The 18,912-nt window shown below is 69.3% G+C and carries 15 protein-coding genes and 1 other RNA gene; 12 read left to right on the top strand and 4 right to left on the bottom strand.

Going from position 1 to position 18,912, the window contains the following annotated elements:
* Positions 1–1,728, top strand: a 1,728-nt coding sequence (locus AC30CM_RS14215) for an ABC transporter ATP-binding protein/permease (RefSeq protein ID WP_490117528.1), incomplete at its 5' end; no start/stop codon positions are given.
* Positions 1,729–1,759: 31 nt separating this feature from the next.
* Here the strand turns inward: AC30CM_RS14215 and AC30CM_RS14210 are convergent.
* Positions 1,760–3,139 (bottom strand): FAD-dependent oxidoreductase, encoded by a 1,380-nt coding sequence (locus AC30CM_RS14210; protein WP_490117527.1) that lies wholly within the window; start codon positions 3,137–3,139, stop codon positions 1,760–1,762.
* Positions 3,140–3,368: 229 nt separating this feature from the next.
* Between AC30CM_RS14210 and prfB the strand changes: the two genes are divergently transcribed.
* From prfB to AC30CM_RS14160, 10 genes are all read left to right on the top strand, one after another.
* Complete coding sequence (gene prfB / locus AC30CM_RS14205; RefSeq protein WP_490117526.1) at positions 3,369–4,487, top strand: peptide chain release factor 2; 1,119 nt, start codon at positions 3,369–3,371, stop codon at positions 4,485–4,487.
* Entirely contained in the window at positions 4,474–5,448 is a 975-nt protein-coding gene (locus tag AC30CM_RS14200; RefSeq protein ID WP_490117525.1) for a mechanosensitive ion channel family protein, read from the top strand. The genes prfB and AC30CM_RS14200 overlap by 14 nt, the downstream gene beginning before the upstream one ends.
* Complete coding sequence (locus tag AC30CM_RS14195) at positions 5,445–5,981, top strand: Rv3103c family proline-rich protein (protein WP_490117524.1); 537 nt, start codon at positions 5,445–5,447, stop codon at positions 5,979–5,981. Before AC30CM_RS14200 ends, AC30CM_RS14195 begins: the two co-directional genes overlap by 4 nt.
* 41 nt (positions 5,982–6,022) lie before the next feature.
* Positions 6,023–6,712, top strand: coding sequence for a cell division ATP-binding protein FtsE (ftsE, locus tag AC30CM_RS14190; protein ID WP_490117533.1), 690 nt, complete (start codon positions 6,023–6,025; stop codon positions 6,710–6,712).
* Positions 6,713–7,606 carry a permease-like cell division protein FtsX gene (ftsX, locus tag AC30CM_RS14185; RefSeq protein WP_490117523.1) on the top strand — a complete coding sequence of 298 codons (894 nt, stop codon included), beginning with the start codon at positions 6,713–6,715 and terminating at the stop codon, positions 7,604–7,606.
* Between the two features lie 2 nt (positions 7,607–7,608).
* The gene (gene smpB / locus AC30CM_RS14180; RefSeq protein WP_490117522.1) at positions 7,609–8,118 is read left to right on the top strand and encodes an SsrA-binding protein SmpB; all 510 of its coding nucleotides are present in this window, start codon (positions 7,609–7,611) and stop codon (positions 8,116–8,118) included.
* Positions 8,119–8,302: 184 nt separating this feature from the next.
* Positions 8,303–10,609: a putative bifunctional diguanylate cyclase/phosphodiesterase gene (locus AC30CM_RS14175; protein ID WP_490117521.1), complete on the top strand. Its 2,307-nt coding sequence runs from the start codon at positions 8,303–8,305 to the stop codon at positions 10,607–10,609.
* Positions 10,610–10,678: 69 nt separating this feature from the next.
* Positions 10,679–11,047, top strand: a transfer-messenger RNA (tmRNA) gene (ssrA, locus tag AC30CM_RS14170).
* Positions 11,048–11,785: 738 nt separating this feature from the next.
* A complete protein-coding gene (locus AC30CM_RS14165; RefSeq protein ID WP_490117520.1) occupies positions 11,786–13,966 on the top strand; it encodes an alkaline phosphatase family protein in 2,181 nt (726 codons plus the stop codon).
* A gap of 19 nt (positions 13,967–13,985) precedes the next feature.
* Positions 13,986–15,362, top strand: a complete 1,377-nt coding sequence (locus AC30CM_RS14160) for an FAD-dependent oxidoreductase (RefSeq protein WP_490117519.1) — start codon at positions 13,986–13,988, stop codon at positions 15,360–15,362.
* Here AC30CM_RS14160 and AC30CM_RS14155 read toward each other — a convergent pair.
* Complete coding sequence (locus AC30CM_RS14155; protein ID WP_490117532.1) at positions 15,355–16,428, bottom strand: ABC transporter substrate-binding protein; 1,074 nt, start codon at positions 16,426–16,428, stop codon at positions 15,355–15,357. The two genes, AC30CM_RS14160 and AC30CM_RS14155, sit on opposite strands and share 8 nt — an antisense overlap.
* 405 nt (positions 16,429–16,833) lie before the next feature.
* Here AC30CM_RS14155 and AC30CM_RS14150 point away from each other — a divergent pair, with 405 nt between their 5' ends.
* On the top strand, positions 16,834–17,844 hold the full coding sequence (locus tag AC30CM_RS14150) for an agmatine deiminase family protein (RefSeq protein WP_490117531.1): 1,011 nt from the start codon (positions 16,834–16,836) through the stop codon (positions 17,842–17,844).
* 32 nt (positions 17,845–17,876) lie between these two features.
* Here the strand turns inward: AC30CM_RS14150 and AC30CM_RS14145 are convergent, their stop codons facing one another.
* Both AC30CM_RS14145 and AC30CM_RS14140 read right to left on the bottom strand, forming a co-directional pair.
* Positions 17,877–18,215: an intersectin-EH binding protein Ibp1 gene (locus AC30CM_RS14145; protein WP_490117518.1), complete on the bottom strand. Its 339-nt coding sequence runs from the start codon at positions 18,213–18,215 to the stop codon at positions 17,877–17,879.
* Positions 18,216–18,226: 11 nt separating this feature from the next.
* Positions 18,227–18,901 (bottom strand): response regulator, encoded by a 675-nt coding sequence (locus tag AC30CM_RS14140; protein WP_490117517.1) that lies wholly within the window; start codon positions 18,899–18,901, stop codon positions 18,227–18,229.
* Between the last annotated feature and the right edge of the window lie 11 nt (positions 18,902–18,912).

Below are 18,912 nucleotides of genomic sequence, written 5' to 3'. Positions count from 1 at the left end.
GCCGTCGACGCCGCCGGTCGGGCCGAGCGGCGGCCCGCCGGCCCCGCCGAGGAGCACGACGCCGACCGGGGGCTGCAGGTCCGCGACCTCGGCGTGCGCGTCGACCGCAAGACCCTGGTCGCCGACGTCTCGTTCCGCGCCCGCCCCGGCACGCTGACCGCGGTGATCGGCCCCTCGGGTGCGGGCAAGACCACCCTGGTCAAGCTGCTCAGCGGCATCGTCGGACCGACGAGCGGCACGGTGTGCTTCGACGGTCACTGCGTGCACGGCAACTACCCGACCATGCGGTCCGCGATCGGCCTGGTGCCCCAGGAGGACGTGGTCCACCAGCAGCTCACCGTCGAGCAGGCGTTGACCTTCGCCGCGGAATTGCGCCTGCCGACCACGGCCACCCTCGCGCAGCGGCGCGACGCCGTCGCCCGGGTGCTCGACGAACTCGAACTCACCGAGCACCGCCACCAGCGCGTCGACCGCCTGTCCGGCGGTCAGCGCAAGCGCGCGTCGATCGCGATGGAACTGCTCACCGGTCCGTCGCTGCTCATCCTCGACGAGCCCACGTCCGGCCTGGATCCCGCCCTGGACCGCCACGTCATGGGCCTGCTGCGCAGGTTGGCCGACGCGGGCCGCGTGGTCGTGGTGGTCACCCACTCGCTGTCGAACCTGAGCATGTGCGACCAGGCGGTACTGCTGACGCCGGGGGGCCGGACGGCGTTCGTCGGCTCCCCGGATCGCATCGGACCCACCCTCGGCATCACCGACTGGGCCGACATCTTCGCGTGGGTGACGGCCAATCCCGTGGGCGCCCACCGCGCCTACCGCCAGCGGCACGCGGTGCCCCAGCCCGCCGACCCGGCGCCTGCCCGGACGCCGCCCGCGCCGTCGCGGCGCCGCGCCCGGCGCCGCCAGTTCCACACGCTGGTCCGCCGCCAGTTCCGGCTCATCGCGTCCGACCGGGGGTACGCGGCCTACCTGGTCGCCATGCCGTTCGTGCTGGGAGCCCTCTCCCTGGTGGTACCCGGCGACGTCGGCCTCGGTCGCCCGGACGTCGGCGACACCACGCCCAACGAGCCGAATCAGATCTTGATCCTGCTGAACATCGCCGCGGTGTTCCTCGGCACCGCGCTCACGATCCGAGACCTGGTCGGGGAGCGCATGATCTTCCATCGCGAGCGGGCCGTGTGCCTGTCGGCGTCGGCGTACCTCGCGGCCAAGGCCGCCGTCTACGGCGTCATCGTCTGCGTCCAGATGGCCCTGGTGACCGCCATCGTCGTCGTCGGCAGGGGTGGACCGACCCAAGGCTTCGTGATGCTGGGCCAACCGGTCCTCGAGCTCTACCTCACCCTGGCCGTCACGGCGGTGGCCTCGATGCTGATCGGGTTGGTGCTGTCGTCACTGGCGAAGTCGAACGAGCAGATCCTGCCCATGCTCGTCGTGGCGATCATGGTGTCGATCGTCTTCTCCGGCGGCATGATCCCCATCACGGGCAGGGTCGGCTTCGATCAGCTGTCATGGCTGCTGCCCGCGCGGTGGGGGTTCGCCGCGTCGGCATCGGTCGTCGACCTGAACTCGATCGACGCCCTCGCCCCCGCGGTGGATCTCCTCTGGACCCACTCCGCCTTCTGGTGGGGATTCGACATGGCGAGCCTGCTGGTGGTCGGCGCCGCGGCGATCGTGCTGCTGCGCTGGCTGCTGCGGCTGCGCTGCGGCATCAAGGTGGGACGGCGGTGACCGCGATGACGGCGCTGACCCCGCCGTCGCGCTAGCCGTGCCCGATGCGCAACAGCTCGGCCACGCTGGTCAGTTTCACCCTGGGCCGCCCCGAACCCTCGCCGGTGGTGCGCTCGTGTTCGTCGATGAGCCGCCAGTGCTCGCCGGTGACGACCTTGGGTTGCCGCTCGAGCAGCCATGCGGCGATCTGCTGGTCGTGGTCGGGGCCGAAGTCGGCGGGCTCGGCCGCCGCGAGGTCGGCCACGAGGGTGTCGACGGTGTCCTGCGAGTCCTTCTTGTTGCTGCCGATCACCCCCGACGGGCCGCGCTTGATCCAGCCGACGACGTAGGCGTTGCGCGTGCCGTCGATGCGCCCGCCGGTGTGCGGGATCGTGCCCGAGCGTTCGTCGAACGGCAGCCCCGGCGTGGGCACCCCCCGGTAGCCGACGGCGCGCACCACGAGCTGCGCGGGCAGTTCCTCGCGCGCACCGGTGTCCTTGGCGACGACGCGGCCGCCCTCGGCGACGAGTTCGTTGCGGCCCAGCACGATCGACGACACCCGATCGTCGCCCTTGATCTCGATGGGGGAGGTGTGGAAGCGGAACACGATGCGCCGCTTGGCATTGCGTGAACCGCGTTCGGCGTACCCGCGCAACACCTTGACGTTCTGCCGCACGGTCTTGGTAGCGGCCTCCAGGTCGGCGTCGGTGATGTCGGCGAAGTCGGCGGGGTCCACCACCACGTCGACGTCGGCCATCGCCTCGAGGTCACCGAGTTCGCGCAGTTCCAGCGTGGTGAAGGGCGCCTGCAGCGGCCCGCGCCTGCCGACCACCACCACCTCCTCCACGCCGCGAGTGCGCAGCGAGTCGAGCGCGTGATCGGCGATGTCGGTGGCGGCCAACAGGTCTGGATCGCTGACCAGGATGCGCGCGACGTCCAGCGCCACGTTGCCGTTGCCGATCACGACGGCGCGGCCCGACGACACGTCGGGCATCATCTGCTCGAAGTGCGGATGCGCGTTGTACCAGCCGACGAAGTCGACGGCGGCCACGCTGCCCGGCAACTCCTCGCCGGGAATGCCGAGGGCGCGGTCGGCCTGCGCCCCGATGGCGTAGATCACCGCGTCGTAGCGCTGCGCGAGTTCGTCGGCCTGGACGTGGTTTCCCACCTCGACGTTGCCGAAGAACCGGAAGCGCGGATCCGCCGAGGTCTTCTCGAACTGGGCGCTGATCGACTTGATCTTCGGATGGTCGGGGGCCACCCCCGACCGCACCAGACCCCACGGCGTCGGCAGCATCTCGATCATGTCGACGCGGACGTCGCGCGCGGGCTGCCCGCCGGCTGCGGCGGCGTCGGCGTACTTGAACAACGCGGCCGCCGCGAAGTAACCCGAGGGTCCCGAACCGACGATCGCCACGTGAAGAGGGCGCATATTCCAGCTTTCTCCAAAGCCTTGCCCACGGCCCGCAGCATCGGGTCGAGGGCTTGCCGTATCCCCGTGCCCGGCGGCGCGCAAAGGGGGCTGTCGCGTCGCAGCCGAGCTGGTTACACGGCCGACTCTAACGCGATGGCGGGTGTCGCGGGCGGAACGAGCGAAGCGAATGCCGGAACGGTCCGGGACCGTCCATGACCGTGCGGGACTGTCGGTACGCTGATTCTCCGTGGATCCCGACCGTCAAGCAGACATCGCCGCCCTCGACACCACGCTCACCACCGTGGAGCGGGTGCTCGACGTCGACGGGCTGCGCGGCCGCATCGAGAAGCTCGAGCAGGAGGCCTCCGACCCCAAGCTCTGGGACGATCAGTCGCGCGCCCAGAAGGTGACCAGCGAGCTGTCACACGCGCAGGGCGAGCTGCGCAAGGTCGAGGAGCTGCGCCAGCGCGTCGACGATCTGCCCGTGCTGTTCGAACTCGCCGCCGAAGAGGAGGGTGCCGCCGGTGAGGCGGCCTTCGCCGAGGCCGACGCCGAACGCGAGAAGCTGCGCGAGGACATCGAGCAGATGGAGGTGCGCACGCTGCTGTCGGGCGAGTACGACGAGCGCGAAGCGGTGGTCACCATCCGTTCGGGCGCCGGCGGTGTCGACGCCGCCGACTGGGCCGAGATGCTGATGCGGATGTACATCCGGTGGGCCGAGAAGCACGACTACCCGGTGGAGGTGTTCGACACGTCCTACGCCGAGGAGGCGGGCATCAAGAGCGCGACGTTCGCGGTGCACGCGCCGTTCGCCTACGGCACGCTGTCGGTCGAGCAGGGCACCCACCGGCTGGTGCGCATCAGCCCGTTCGACAACCAGAGCCGGCGCCAGACGTCGTTCGCCGACGTCGAGGTGCTGCCGGTGGTGGAGACCACCGACCACATCGAGATCCCCGAGGGCGACCTGCGCGTCGACGTCTACCGGTCCAGCGGGCCCGGCGGCCAGTCGGTGAACACCACGGACTCGGCCGTCCGGCTCACCCACATCCCGACCGGCATCGTCGTCACCTGCCAGAACGAGAAGTCGCAGCTCCAGAACAAGGTGGCGGCGATGCGCGTGCTGCAGGCCAGGCTGCTGGAACGCAAACGCCAGGAGGAGCGCGCCGAGATGGACGCCCTCAAGGGGGACGGCGGAAGTTCCTGGGGCAACCAGATGCGGTCGTACGTGCTGCAGCCGTACCAGATGGTGAAGGACCTGCGTACCGAGTACGAGACCGGCAACCCGTCCGCCGTCCTCGACGGCGACATCGACGGGCTCATCGAGGCCGGCATCCGCTGGCGCAATAGGAAAGATGACGACGACTAGCCTTCTGGCCTTCGACTGGAGCCAGCGCTGGCACGACTTCTGGCGCGGCGAGATCGGTGAATGGATCATCACGCGCGGCCTGCGGATCGTGCTGCTGATCATCACCGCTCTGCTCATCGCGCGGTTCATCAACTGGGTGGCGCGCAAGGTGACGCGTCGCATCGACGCCGAGTACCAGGCCAGCGATCAACTGGTCCGCAGTGAGAGCGCCAAGCACCGGCAGGCCGTGGCATCGGTGATCTCGTGGGTGTCCATCGTCATCGTGTTCGTCATGGTCGCCGTCGAGATCACCGACGTCATCGACATTCCGGTGGGCTCACTGGTGGCGCCGGCGGCGGTCCTCGGTGCGGCGTTGGGCTTCGGCGCGCAGAAACTCGTCCAGGACCTGCTGGCGGGGTTCTTCATCATCACCGAGCGCCAGTACGGCTTCGGCGACCTCGTGCAGCTGAGCATGATCGGCGCCACCGACCCCGCCGAGGGCACGGTCGAAGAGGTGACGTTGCGGGTCACGAAGCTGCGGACCAGTGAGGGCGAGGTGTTCACGGTCCCCAACGGCAACATCGTCCGGTCACTGAACATGTCGAAGGACTGGGCCCGCGCCGTCGTCGACATCCCGGTGCCCGCGAGCGCCGACCTCAACCGCGTCAACGAGGTGCTCCACGAGGTGGGCCAGCACGCCATGGAGGACAAGCACCTCAGTGCGCTGCTGCTCGACACACCGCAGCTGATGGGCGTGGAGTCGATCGAGCTGGACACCGTGAACCTGCGGATGGTGGCCCGCACCCTGCCGGGCAAGCAGTTCGAGGTGGGTCGGCGGCTGCGGATCCGCATCATCGCCGCGCTCACCACGGCAGGCATCGCCACCAACCACAAGGAGGGGCCGAAGGTCGAGACCATCTCGCATCCGCTCTCCTCGGTGCGCCCCGACCCGACGCCGCAGGGACGGGAGCAGCAGTCGTGAAGAAGTTCACCCTGCGCCGCGAAGGTGACGACCGGGGCTGGCCGAACTACATCTTTTGGGGCCGGATGCGGACGTCGACGTTCGGCCTGATCGTGGCCTTCTGTGTGACGTCGTGGCTGTATCAGACCTACCAGCCGCCGCCGGCGCCGCCGCTGCCGCCCGAGACGGCCGTGGTGCCCCCCGGGTTCGTCCCGGATCCGGAGTACACCTGGGTGCCGCGCACCAACGTCGCCGAGCCGACGCGCACGGCGCGGCCCACCGAGACCACGACCACGACGACCACGACGACACCCACGACCACCGAGCCGTCGACGACGCCGGAGACGCCGACCAGTGCGACGTCGGTGGGACCCGACCAGGTGCCGACGACGGTCGTCGACCCCGACGGGCCGGGTCCGCTGCCGCCGACGACCATCACGGGTACGCCGACCACCACGGCGCCGCCGCTGCTGCCGGGCCTGCCGTTCCCGCTGCCCACGCTGCCGGGCCTTCCCGCACCGACGCCTGCACCGGCGCCTGCGCCGCAGCGGTAGGTCGGCTCGCGCGCCGCACCCGGCTACACTGGCGTGCCGTGATGATCACCCTCGACCACGTGAGCAAGCAGTACAAGTCCTCGGCCCGCCCAGCCCTGGACAACGTGTCGCTCAAGATCGACAAGGGTGAGTTCGTGTTCCTCATCGGTCCTTCGGGATCGGGCAAGTCGACGTTCATGCGCCTGCTGCTGGCCGAGGAACACCCGACCCACGGCGACATCCGGGTGTCGAAGTTCCACGTCAACAAGCTGGCCAACCGGCACATCCCGAGCCTGCGGCAGGTGTTGGGCTGCGTGTTCCAGGACTTCCGCCTGCTCCAGCAGAAGACGGTGTTCGAGAACGTGGCGTTCGCCCTCGAGGTCATCGGCAAGCGGTCCGACGTGATCAACCGCGTCGTCCCCGACGTGCTCGAGATGGTCGGGCTGTCGGGCAAGGCCAACCGGCTCCCCAACGAGCTGTCCGGTGGCGAGCAGCAGCGCGTCGCCATCGCCAGGGCCTTCGTCAACCGGCCACTGGTGCTGCTGGCCGACGAGCCCACGGGCAATTTGGACCCGGAGACGAGCAAGGACATCATGGACCTCCTGGAGCGGATCAACCGCACGGGAACCACGGTCCTGATGGCGACGCACGACCATCACATCGTCGACTCGATGCGCCAGCGGGTGATCGAACTCGAACTCGGACGTCTGATCCGCGACGAACAGCGCGGTGTCTACGGAATGGATCGCTAGGTGCGCTTCGGCTTTCTCATCAACGAGGTCCTCACGGGATTTCGTCGCAACGTCACGATGACGGTCGCCATGATCTTGACGACCGCCATCTCGATCGGCCTGTTCGGCGGTGGTCTGCTGGTCGTGCGGCTCGCCGACAGCTCCAAGGCGATCTACCTGGACCGGGTGGAGAGCCAGGTGTTCCTCACCAACGACGTGTCGGCCAACGACCCGACGTGCGATGCCAATCCGTGCAAGGCGCTGCGCACGCAGATCGAGGAACGCGACGACGTGCGCTCGGTGCGGTTCCTCAACCGCGACCAGGCCTACGACGATGCGATCACGAAGTTCCCGCAGTACAAGGACGTCGCGGGTCGCGATGCCTTCCCGGCGTCGTTCATCGTCAAGCTCGACGACCCGGAGAAGCACGCCGGCTTCGACGAGGCCATGGTGGGCCAGCCCGGCGTCCTCAACGTGCTCAACCAGAAGGATCTGGTGGACCGGTTGTTCGCGGTGCTCGACGGGTTGAGCAACGCGGCGTTCGCGGTGGCGCTGGTGCAGGCGATCGGTGCGATCCTGCTGATCGCCAACATGGTCCAAGTCGCGGCGTACACCCGGCGGACGGAGGTGGGGATCATGCGCCTGGTGGGCGCCAGCCGGTGGTACACGCAGCTGCCGTTCCTGGTCGAGGCGATGCTCGCGGCGTTCATCGGCGTGGTGATCGCCATCCTCGGGCTCGTCACCGTGCGGGCGCTGTTCCTGGAGAACGCGCTCAACCAGTTCTACGACGCGAACCTCATCGCCCGCATCGACTACGCCGACATCCTCTACATCTCGCCGATCCTGCTGTTCGTGGGCGTGGTGATGGCCGGCATCACGGCGTACGCCACGCTGCGGCTGTACGTGCGGCGATAGCCATGTCGAAGAACAAGTCGCCCGCGGCGGCCAAGGCGGACGAGAAGGCGAACAACAAGGTCGTCGCGACCAATCGCAAGGCCCGGCACGACTACGCCATCCTCGAGACCTTCGAGGCCGGCGTCGCGCTGATGGGCACCGAGGTGAAGAGTCTGCGCGACGGCACGGCGTCGCTGGCGGACGCCTTCGCCACCGTCGACGACGGCGAGATCTGGCTGCGCAACCTGCACATCCCGGAGTACTCGCACGGCACGTGGACCAACCACGCGACGCGCCGCAACCGCAAACTGCTGTTGCACCGCAAGCAGATCGACAACCTCACCGGCAAGATCCGCGACGGCAACCTGACGCTGGTCCCGCTGTCGCTGTACTTCACGGGCGGCAAGGTCAAGGTGGAGTTGGCGCTCGCCCGCGGCAAGCAGGCGCACGACAAGCGGCAGGACATCGCCAAGCGCGATGCGACGCGCGAGATCACCCGGGAGCTGGGCCGCCGGGCCAAGGGGATGCGCTGACCGCTGGCGGTCGCTGACGGTGCCGGGGTGCGCGTACCCGCCGGTGGGCGACGCAGGCGTCCGGTGAGCCGACCGTGCACGCAGCGTTACCGTCTACCAGGTAAAGTGCCGCGCCATGGGCCGTCGCCTGGTCGCGAGGGTCGCGACCGTTCCGGGTTCTTACTTACGCCTCGGTCTATTTGCGGTGGTCACGGCCCTCGGCGTCGTGAATGCGTTGGAACTCGTCGGGGATCCCGCCTTCTGGCGATACATGGAGGCCGGGCTTCAGGCCGTCGTCTGCGTGGGAGCCATCGCCTGCGCGGTGGTGTCGGCCTGGCGGCTCTCGGGTCCGCCGCGCACGTGGCGGCTGCTCGCGGCGGCGGCCATCTGCAGTTGGCTGACGGGACAGGCCATCTGGTGGCAGCACGCGGGTGGCGGGATCACCGAGCCCGCCCCGGCGGCGGCGGTCTGGCACTACGCGTTCCTGATCTTCGCGTTGGCGGCGCTGCTGGTGCTGGTGTGGGACGGCTATGGCCGCGCGCAGTCCGAGACCCCGGCGACGTGGAGCCCGCACTCGGTGCTCGTGCTGCTGGTCGACGCCCTCGTCGCGGCGGCGTCGTTCGCGGTGTTGGTGTGGTCGTCGGAGTTGAGTTCCCGCCGGGACGCGGTGGTGCCGGTCCCGGGCGGGCGGCCGGAGTCCCCGGCGTACGCCGCGCTCGGCCTGGTCGTCGTGGTGGTGGCCGCGGCGTTCGGCATCGCCTACGGGGCGGGCCGCCGCCATCGGCTGAGCTTCCTGCTGTTCGCCGGGGGCGTCGTCACGCTGATCACGTCGGATCGGCTCGTCGCCTATCTCAGCGCCATCGGGGTCGACGACGCCCGGGCGTGGGCGCGCATCGGTTTCGTCGTGGCGCCCTTGATGGTGGCGTTCGCCGTGCTGCCGCTGCGGCCCGGGCCGCCGGGGTCGGACTTCCGCAGCGGCCGCATCATGACGTGGTCGCAGCTGCTGCTGCCCTACGTCGGGGCGCTGGGCATCGGCGTGCTGATGTGCTTCCACGTGTGGGCGGGCGAACGCGTCGACTTGGTTCAGACGTTGTTGAGCGTCACGATCGTGGCCCTGCTGGTGCTGCGGCAGATCGCCACCGTCCAGGAGAACCGCGCGCTGCTGGGGCGGGTTCTCGCCGGTCAGCGCCGGCTGGTCTACCAGATCAGCCACGACTCGCTCACCGGGCTGCCGAATCGCATGACGTTCGCCCAGCGACTGGATGCCGCCTTGGACGGCGGCCGCCCGTTCGTGGTGATCTACCTGGACCTCGACGACTTCAAGGACGTCAACGACCAGTACGGTCACGCCGCGGGTGACGGCCTGCTGCAGACGGTGGCGCAGCGGCTGACGGGGTGCGCCCGCGAGACCGACACCGTGGCGCGGATCGGGGGCGACGAGTTCGGCATCCTGGTCGAGGGCGGTCTCGAGGGCGGTCTCGAGGGCGGCTCCGGCGACGGGGTGGAGCCGCCCGAGTCGTACGCCGACCGGTACCGCGCCGCGCTGCGGGCGCCGATCGCCGTGCACGGCCAGACGGTGCGGGTGCACGCCAGCATGGGGCTGGTCACGCTCGACCCCGACGATCCGCCGCTGTCGTCGGACGAACTGCTGCGCCGCGCCGACAACGCGATGTACGCGGGCAAGCGCCAGGGCAAGGATTCGGCGGTGCGGTACCGGCAGTCCGCCGTGGCGGGCATGGACTTCCCGACCGCGCTGCGCCGGGCCCGCGGTGGCGCGCCCGCGGGCTTCCACGTGGTCTACCAGCCCGTGGTCAGACTGCCCGAGGTGGCGCCGGCGGCCGTGGAGGCCCTGGCCAGGTGGACCGCACCCAACGGCACCGTGGTCTCGCCCGAGACGTTCGTGGCCGACGCCGAGGCGGCGGGCCTGGGCGCCGAGTTCGACGAGCTGGTCCTGGACACGGTGTGCGGGGAGATCGTGGCGGCGGGCATCACGTTGCCGTTCCACGTGAACGTGGGTGCCGCGCGCCTCGGCAGCCGGGAGTTCGAGGCGGCGGTCGGGGAGGTGCTCGCGCGGCACGGGGTGCGCCCGGAGCAGCTGGTGCTCGAGATCACCGAGTCGGTTCCCATCGTGGACCTGGCGGCCGGTGCCGCGGCGATCCGCCGACTGCAGGCGACGGGCGTGCGGGTGGCCCTCGACGACTTCGGCGCCGGGTACTCGTCGTTGACCTATCTGCACGCGCTGCCCGTCGACCTGGTCAAGCTCGACCGGTCGCTGACCGTCGGCATTGAACCGCACCGCGATGCCGCGCTGTACCGGTCGGTCATCGGGTTGTGCGAGGACCTGCGCGTCGACGTGATCGTGGAGGGCATCGAGACCACGTCGCAGGCGGCCACCATCTTCGCCGCGGGCGCGCGGCTGGCGCAGGGGTATCGCTTCGGCAGGCCGGCGCCGATGGTGGACGGGATGCGCTCGCCCCGCCCCGGCACCGGGCGCCACCCGGACGGGGAATGAAAACCGGCTGGCGATTGCTGAACCGACCGCTACAATGAGTGGTCCTGCCGATGGTCGGCGGGGATGCGAGGGGCCGAACGGTTTCGACATCGCGCATCGAATCAAGGGAAGCGTGCCGGTGCAGGCAACCGACCACCGTGAGCGTCGTTGCAACCAATTAAGCGCCGATTCCAATCAGCGCGACTACGCCCTCGCTGCCTAAGCGACGGTGTGTCTGTCAGACCGGGAGCGCCCTCGGCCCGGACCCTGGCATCAGCTAGAGGGACCCACCCACGGGTTCGGTCGCGGAACCCGTGGGGACATCAAACAGCGACTGGGATCGTCATCTCGACTCGTTCGCGTGATCGGGAGATCCGAGTAGAGGCATAGCGAACTGCGCACGGAGAAGCCTCGAGGGAATGCCGTTGGACCCGGGTTCGATTCCCGGCGGCTCCACGAGAAACACCAGGGAGAAGCCCCCAGAAATGGGGGCTTCTTTTTTTCGGCGCGAGGGACAAATGACATGGGCTCTGACCTCGATACGCGCTCGCCGCTTTTCTGAAGGAAAGTGGTCCAAATTCTGCGTCTTCGCTGCGGAGTTGCTGATTACACTCCAGCGAATGGGGAGAACTTCAAAACTAATCATGGGGGTTGTGGCGTCGGCCGCAACTGTTGCGGCTTGTTCCAGCCCGGCGGCGCCGCCGGCGCAGACCGTCACGGTCACGCAGCCGACCAGCGCTATCGCGGGTCCTGCTCCGGGTTCGTCGGCCCCCGCAGCGGCCGTGCCGGAGTCGACGTCGTGGACGATGCCGAATTTGATTGGCCGTGATCTGCAGGCTGCCCAAGACGCGGTTCAGTCCGTGACGCAAAATCCGGCGTTCTACAGCACATCGACTGACCTCACTGGTCAGGGCAGGGCGCAGGTAATGGATCGTAATTGGCAGGTCTGCACATCGAACCCGCCTCCCGGCGCCACGTTTTCGTCCGGCACTCCAGTTGAATTCGGTGTCGTACGGATCGAGACGGAGCAGTGCCCGTAGGAGTGAATGAGGCCCCTGGGAGATGGGGGCTACCGTCGTGTCGGGGTGAACCGTCGTGTCGGGGTGGACTCCCGAACTCATGCGAATGACGTCAATCGGCTGCCAGGAACCTGCGCGCGCGTTAGTTTTCGCACGCGGGTGAGCGAGAGGGGTCGACATGGGCGGTGCGGCAGCGGTGGGCCGCGTCGGAGCGTTGGCGGTGGCCCTGGGTGTCGGCATCGGCGCGGGGATGTCACTGGCCACGGGGGTCGCCTACGCGGACCCCAACGACGATTCGCCGTCGTCGTCCGCCTCTTCTGACGGCACCGGGTCCGACGGCACCGGGTCCCCGAAACGGCCAGCGTCGTCGAAGCCCACCAGCAGCGCGACGGGCATCACCGGTCGGGAGCGTGCGGCGAACGCGCGTTCGGCGCCGAAGCCGGTCGGCCGCCTCAAGACTCACACCGCCGACCCGTCCGACGCCGACCCGTCCGATACCGACCCGTCCGACACCGAGCCGTCCGATACCGAGCCGACCACCCCGGCCGCGAACGACTCCGCAGCGCCGCAGACCTCGCCGAGCCGGAGCAAGACCACCGCCGAGACCCGCGCCCAGTCCACCGCATGGCCCGCCACCCCGCCCACCGCACGGCCCACCATCCCGCCCACCGCACGGCCCGCCATCCCACCCACCACGCCGCGGGCAACCGACCCGGAGCCGACCAATCCGGACACGGCCTCGTCGACCGCCGCGGTCACCCCGCCCGAACCCGCACCGGCCGCGACGGGTCCGGCCGCCATCCCCTCCATCCGGACGGCCGCGGTGGGGGAGCGGGCGCCGCGCACCAGCACGCTCGCGGCCGCCGCCGTCACGTCGCCACCCCCGACCCCCAAGACCCTGGTGGGCCTCGTCACCGATTTCGTGGCCGCCGTGCTGCACCCGATCCTCCATCCCGCACCCGGATCACCGCTCCAATTTCCCATCCTGACGGCCGTACTCTCCGCAGTACGCACCGAGTTCGAGCGAATCCTGTTCCCGCGCACGACCGTTGCCGCCGCACGCCCGGTCGCCGCGCTGGTGCCGCCGCCCCAAGACGTCGACCCGACCACCCAGCGCGTGCTGGTGATCGGCATCGACGGCACCAACCTCGGCCGCATCCTCGCCGACGACTACAACCAGAACTTCTTCACGCTGCTGAACACCAGCACCACCGCGGCGGCGAGCATCGTCGGGCACACCACGATCTCCAACCCGTCCTGGTCGACGATCCTCACCGGCGTCTGGGGAGAGCGCACCGGCGTGATCAACAACGTGTTCACACCGTGGACCTACGACCGGTGGCCCACGGTGTTCAACCAGCTCGAGACCATGAACCCCGACATCGAGACCATGACCGTCGCCAACTGGGACGTCATCAACGCGATCGCGGCCGCCGGCTCGAAACCCGTGGACCGCAACGTGTTCGTCCCGCAGGTGGCGGGGGACACCAACTGGCTGGCCACCGACGACGCCGTCGCGCAGTCGACGGTCGCCGCCATCGGCTCCGGTGCGCAGACCCCCAACTTCCTGTTCTCCTACTTCGTCGGCGTCGACGAGAACGGGCACATGTACGGCGGCAGCTCGCAGCAGTACCGGGATGCCATCCGCAACATGGACGACAACCTCGGCGACATCATGGCGGCGGTGCGGACTCGCGAGGAGCAGTTCGACGAGGACTGGACCATCCTGGTGGTCACCGACCACGGTCACCAACCGCAGCAGGGGTTCGGGCACGGCTTTCAATCGCCCGACGAGACCGCGACGTTCGTCATCGCCGACGGGCCGGGCTTCAAGGACGGCTACGTCAACCAGCGCTACCAGATCGTCGACACCACGCCGACCGTGATGCAGCTGTTCGGCGGGACACCCCGCGCGGGATCCGACGGCGTCTCGTTGACCACGCTGGGGGCCGGGGACGTGCTACCCGACGACCTGGTGCAGGCCCTGCGGACGGCGATCGCGCAGAACGGCTACCCCGACATCGGCACGCAGGTGGCATTGGGTGCGCGCACCATCTTCGCCTCCATCCCGTACTACGTGTTCACGTTCGGCAACGACCTGATGGCGGGTCTGCCGACGCTGCTGGCGTTGCCCGCACAGATCGTGTTCGGCGGGCTCTACGCGGCGACCAACGTGCCCGCCCAGCTGGTGGCGTTGCTGACCGGTGTCAGCGGTGCCCGGCTGGTCCCGCTGCTGCCGCCCGACGCGCCCCGCTTTCGGCCAGGTGAACAGCCGTCGAACTCTGATGCGTCGCAGCCGTCCTGCGTTGCGGTGACGGAGTTTTCGGCGTCGTCGTGCAAGGTGGCGAGTGTCGCGTGACCGGATAGGATCTGGCCTCATGCCGGTACGCCCCCGCACCATCACCGAACCCAGTCGCCAGATCGACGTCATCCACGAGACCGACGTGGTGGTGGTCGGGTCCGGTCCGGGCGGCCTGGCCGCCGCGCTGGCCGCCGCGCGGTCGGGGGTGCGCGTGGCGCTGGTGGAGCGGTTCGGGTGCTTCGGCGGCAACATCACCGCCGTCGGCGTCGAGGGCTTCGCCTGGTACCGGCACGAGCAGACCGTCGAGGCGGGTGGGATCGGCTGGGAGTTCGAGCAGCGTGCCAAGGAGATGGGCGCCGCGGTGCCCGAAAGCCAGTCACTGTCTTACGAATTGGATTCCGAGGGCTTCAAGCTCGTCGCCGACGAACTGGTGGAGAAAGCGGGTGTCCACGCGATGCTGCACCGGCAGTTCGTGGCGCCCCTGATGGACGGTGACACGATCATCGGCATCGTCACCGAGTCGAAGGCGGGCCGTGAGGCCATCCTGGCCGACCGGGTCGTCGACGCGACCGGTGACGCCGACGTCGCCACCCGCGCCGGGGCGCCCGTGCACCGCACCCCGGTCGAGGACATGATGGCCGCGTCGGTGATGTTCCACCTCGCCGGCGTCGACAAGGCCGCGTTCCTCAAGGGGGTCGCCGAGGACCCGCAGACCTATCGTGATTGGGCGGCGGGGGAATTCGCGGCGGAGGAGACCGCCGAGAAGGACGCCGACATGTTCTCGCCGTACCTCGGCAAGCCCTTCGCCAAGGCCATCGCCGACGGGTTGCTGCCGGCGCACCTCAACACCATCGGCGGCACCTGGGGCGCCATGCACGACACCGGCGAGCTGACGTACATGAACCTGGTCCACCTGTCGGGGTGCGACGGCACCGATCCCGACAGCCTGACACGCTACGAGATCGAGGGTCGTCGCCAGGCGATGCTGGCGATCGAGGCCTTGCGGCGCTACACCCCCGGGTGCGAGTCGGCGCGGCTGCGCAACTTCGGCATGACGATCGGCATCCGCGACACCCGCAAGATCGACGCCGTCTACAACCTCACCGAAGCCGACGTGCGCGAGCAGGGGCGGTTCGACGACAGCATCGGCATCTACCCGGAGTTCATCGACGGCTACGGCGTGCTGGTCCTGCCGACCACCGGTCGCTACATGCAGATCCCGTACCGCTCGCTGCTGCCGAAGGCGGTGCGCAACCTCGTCGTCGCGGGGCGCGCCACCGGCGGCGACCGCATCGCGCACGCCGCGACGCGCAACATGTCGTGTTGCGCCGTCACCGGCCAGGGGGCCGGCGTCGCGGCTGCGCTGTCGGTGCGCACCGGCCGTGCACTGGACGACGTCGCCGTCGACGCAGTGCAGGCCGAGCTGACCGCTCAGGGTGTCCGGATCAGCTGATCACCTTCGACCAGTTGGCGCCGAGGTACTCGGCCATCGCCTTGCTCTGGGCGTCGGTGGGCACCACCGGCGTGCCCGTGACCTTGGGCAGCGCCGCGAGCGCGTCCTTGTCGACGGTGCCCGCCTGCTCCATGGCGTCGGCGCGCACGGGTCGCGCCAGACCCTTCAGGTAGAGGTTCTGTCCTTCGTCGCTGTAGAGGAACTCCTGCCACAACCGCGCTGCCGCGGGGTGCGGGCCCTCCTTGTTGATCGCCTGGAAGTAGTAGCCACCGACGAGGGCGTTCTGGGGAACGAACACCTTCCACGTCGGGATCTTCTTGGTCTCGGCGGAGTTGAGGTAGTCCCAGTCGATGACGACGGGGGTCTGACCGGACTCGATGGTGGCCGGCGTCGGGTCGACGGGCAGGAAGTTGCCCGCCTGCTTGAGTCGGACGAAGAAGTCGACGCCGGGGGCGATGTCGTCGACGGATCCGCCGTTGGCGATCGACGCCATCAGCACGCCGTTGGCCGCGGCGCTGGCGGTCGTGGGATCGCCGTTGAGGGCCACCTTGCCCTGGAACTCGGGCTTGAGCAGATCGTTGAAGGCGGTGATCTCCGGAACCTTGGCCGAGTCGTAACCGATGGAGCTGTAGCCGCCGTAGTCGTTGACCCAGGTGCCGTTGGGGTCCTTGAACTGGGCCGGGATGCTGTCGAACGTGGCGACCTTGTACGGCGCGAACATGGCGGTGTTGGCCAGCGCGATGGCCTGCCCGAGGTCGAAGACGTCGGGTGCGGTGCTCTTGCCCTTCTGCTGGTTGGCCGCGTTGATCTCGTCCTGACTGTTGGCGTCGGGTTGGGCGGAGTTGACCTTGATGCCGTACTTGTCGGAGAACGTGTCGATGATCGCCTTGTAGTTCGCCCAATCCGGCGGCAACGCAATGACATTGAGTTCGCCCTCGGCCTTGGCGGCCTCGACCAGGCCGTCCATGCCGCCGAAGTCGGCGGCCGAGGTGGCCTCCCTGGCGTTCACACCGGACTGAGTTTGCCCGCCGGAGTCCTTCTTCTCGGGAGGGGCGCACCCGGCCATGCCGAGGATGACGAGAGCCGACGCGGCGACGGCGAGGAGCCTGGAGTTCGTCCGAGAGCTGGTCACTGCCAGACACTATCGCGGCAGGACCGGGTGCGAAACCGAAACGGCCTCGTTGCCGCCGAGAGGAGCCGCCCGCGGGAGGCGCTGCCGGACGCCCCCGTTTGTCGTCTGCGGCGGCGGCGTCGTGGAAGACGTTGTCCGGCAGAGATATTGGCGAAGGTCGGAGACATCGGCGATGCGCATGGGGCGTCACCGTCTGGTCGGCTCGCAGCCCCTGCTCACCATGCTGGTGCCGTCGACGGGGCGACACTACGATGCTGGGGGCCGAGATGCTGGGCCGAGATGCTGGGGCACACGACGAGAGGGCCAGTGGTGACCGACGAATCGCCGACGACGTACCGGATGCCGAGTGAGACGGGCCCGCAGGACAGGGTCTGGATGGCGTTTCCCGTGACCGGCTACTCCCTGGGGGACACCGAGGCCGACGCGCACGAGGCGCGGACGACGTGGGCGGCCGTGGCGCACGCGGTCGCGGAGTTCCAGCCGGTCACCGTCGTGGTGGACCCCCAGGAGCGGGATGCCGCGGCGCGTTACCTGTCGGCGGACGTCGACGTGGTGGAGGCGCCGTTGAACGATGCGTGGATGCGCGACATGGGTCCGACGTTCGTGCATGCGGCGGACGGCTCGGTGGCTGCGGTCGACTGGGTGTTCAACGGCTGGGGTGCCCAGGACTGGGCGAGGTGGGATCACGACGAGAAGATCGGGGCCGCCGTGGCCGGCTTCGCCGGGGTTCCCGTCGTGGCGTCGGCGATGGTCAACGAGGGCGGTGGCATCCAGGTCGACGGTGAGGGCACCGTGCTGGTGACCGAGACCGTGCAACTGGATCCCGGGCGCAATCCGAGCCTGACGCACGCCGACGTGGAGGCCGAGCTGGCCAGGACCATCGGCGCCACGCACGTCATCTGGCTGCCCCGCGGCCTGACGCGCGACTCGCAGCGGTACGGCACGCGCGGGCACGTCGACATCGTCGCCGCCATCACCTCGCCCGGCCGGCTGCTGCTGCATGCGCAGCAGGATGCTGCACACCCGGATCATCAGGTGTGCAAGGAGATCCGTGCCGTGCTGGAGGACAGCCACGACGCGGCCGGGCGCCCGTGGGAGATCGTCGAGATGCCGGCACCGGAGACTCTGCGTGACGACGAGGGTTTCGTCGACTACAGCTACATCAACCACGTGGTGGTCAACGGCGGCGTGATCGCGTGCGGGTTCGGCGAGCGGCGCGATGCGGAGGCCGCCGCGATCCTCGCCGAGCAGTACCCGGGCCGCACGGTCGCGACGGTCGACGCCCGCCCGCTCTTCGGACGCGGCGGCGGCATCCACTGCATCACGCAGAACCAGCCGACCGCACGCTGACGGCCCTACCGAGCCACTAACAGGCCCTACCGCTACGGGCTGGAGCTGATGGTCGAGCGGGGAACCGGTTGCGGCCCGGCCTGATCCTCGGACAGGCCGATGCAGGCGCCGCTGTCGCGACCGGTGCAGGGCACGCCGTCGATCTCGGGGATGTCGGGGTTGGCGGCGTCGGTGGTGAACCCGCCGGGCGAATTCGGCACCAGGAACGGCGTGCAGTTGGTGGTGAACACGTCCATCTCCTCGCCGGAACTGCACTCCGCGAGCGGGGCGGACGCCACGCCGTGGGCGAGTGCGGCGGGTACGCCCAGCGCCGCGAGCGCCAGTGCCCCCGCGGCGACGAGGCGTCGGAACGTGGTCTGCGTGGTCACCATGGTGGCCGAGGTTACTCTGCCGGTCGTGGTTGTCCGAGCTTCGACGCGAACACCGCGGCCTGGGTGCGGCGCTGCATTCCGAGCTTCGCCAGCACGCGGGACACGTAGTTCTTCACGGTCTTCTCGGCCAGGAACATGCGCTCGGCGATCTGCTTGTTGGTGAGGCCTTCGCCGATCAGTCCGAGCAGGACGCGTTCCTGGTCGGTGAGATCGGCGAGGGGGTCGGTGTGCTCGGCGGACTTGCGCAGCGAGGCCATCAGTGCGGCGGTGGCGCGGCTGTCGAGCAGGGAGCGGCCCGCACCGACGTCCTTGATGGCCCTGGCCAACTCCAGGCCGCGGATGTCCTTGACCACGTATCCGCTTGCGCCGGCGAGGATGGCGTCGATCATCGCCTCGTCGGAGGTGAACGACGTCAGCATCAGACACCGCAGGCCGGGCATGCGCGCCAGCAACTCCCGGCACAGCTCGATGCCGTTGCCGTCGGGGAGTCGGACGTCGAGGACGGCGACGTCCGGTGCGGCCTGCGGGATCTGCGCCAGGGCCTCGCCCACGGAGCCCGCCTCACCGACGACCTCGAGGTCGGGGTCGTCGCCGAGCAGGTCGATCAAGCCGCGCCGCACCACTTCGTGGTCGTCCACCAGGAACACCGTGACCTTCGGCACGAGTTTGGGCACGAGTGTGGGCATGAGTCCGGGCA

The sequence above is a fragment of the Mycobacterium sp. DHQP2018-32-09 genome (assembly GCF_058148405.1).
Note: the sequence above shows the minus strand (reverse complement) of the source record. Positions and strands in the feature narration are given on the sequence as shown.

Bases quoted from the DNA above. Each gene is read 5' to 3' on its own strand.
- smpB (WP_490117522.1), top strand. From the start codon at position 7,609: ATGTCGAAGAACAAGTCGCCCGCGGCGGCCAAGGCGGACGAGAAGGCG.
- ftsE (WP_490117533.1), top strand. From the start codon at position 6,023: ATGATCACCCTCGACCACGTGAGCAAGCAGTACAAGTCCTCGGCCCGC.
- AC30CM_RS14165 (WP_490117520.1), top strand. From the start codon at position 11,786: ATGGGCGGTGCGGCAGCGGTGGGCCGCGTCGGAGCGTTGGCGGTGGCC.
- AC30CM_RS14145 (WP_490117518.1), bottom strand. From the start codon at position 18,215: ATGGTGACCACGCAGACCACGTTCCGACGCCTCGTCGCCGCGGGGGCA.
- AC30CM_RS14155 (WP_490117532.1), bottom strand. From the start codon at position 16,428: ATGGCCGGGTGCGCCCCTCCCGAGAAGAAGGACTCCGGCGGGCAAACT.
- AC30CM_RS14150 (WP_490117531.1), top strand. From the start codon at position 16,834: ATGCCGAGTGAGACGGGCCCGCAGGACAGGGTCTGGATGGCGTTTCCC.
- AC30CM_RS14210 (WP_490117527.1), bottom strand. From the start codon at position 3,139: ATGCGCCCTCTTCACGTGGCGATCGTCGGTTCGGGACCCTCGGGTTAC.
- AC30CM_RS14160 (WP_490117519.1), top strand. From the start codon at position 13,986: ATGCCGGTACGCCCCCGCACCATCACCGAACCCAGTCGCCAGATCGAC.
- AC30CM_RS14200 (WP_490117525.1), top strand. From the start codon at position 4,474: ATGACGACGACTAGCCTTCTGGCCTTCGACTGGAGCCAGCGCTGGCAC.
- AC30CM_RS14140 (WP_490117517.1), bottom strand. From the start codon at position 18,901: ATGCCCACACTCGTGCCCAAACTCGTGCCGAAGGTCACGGTGTTCCTG.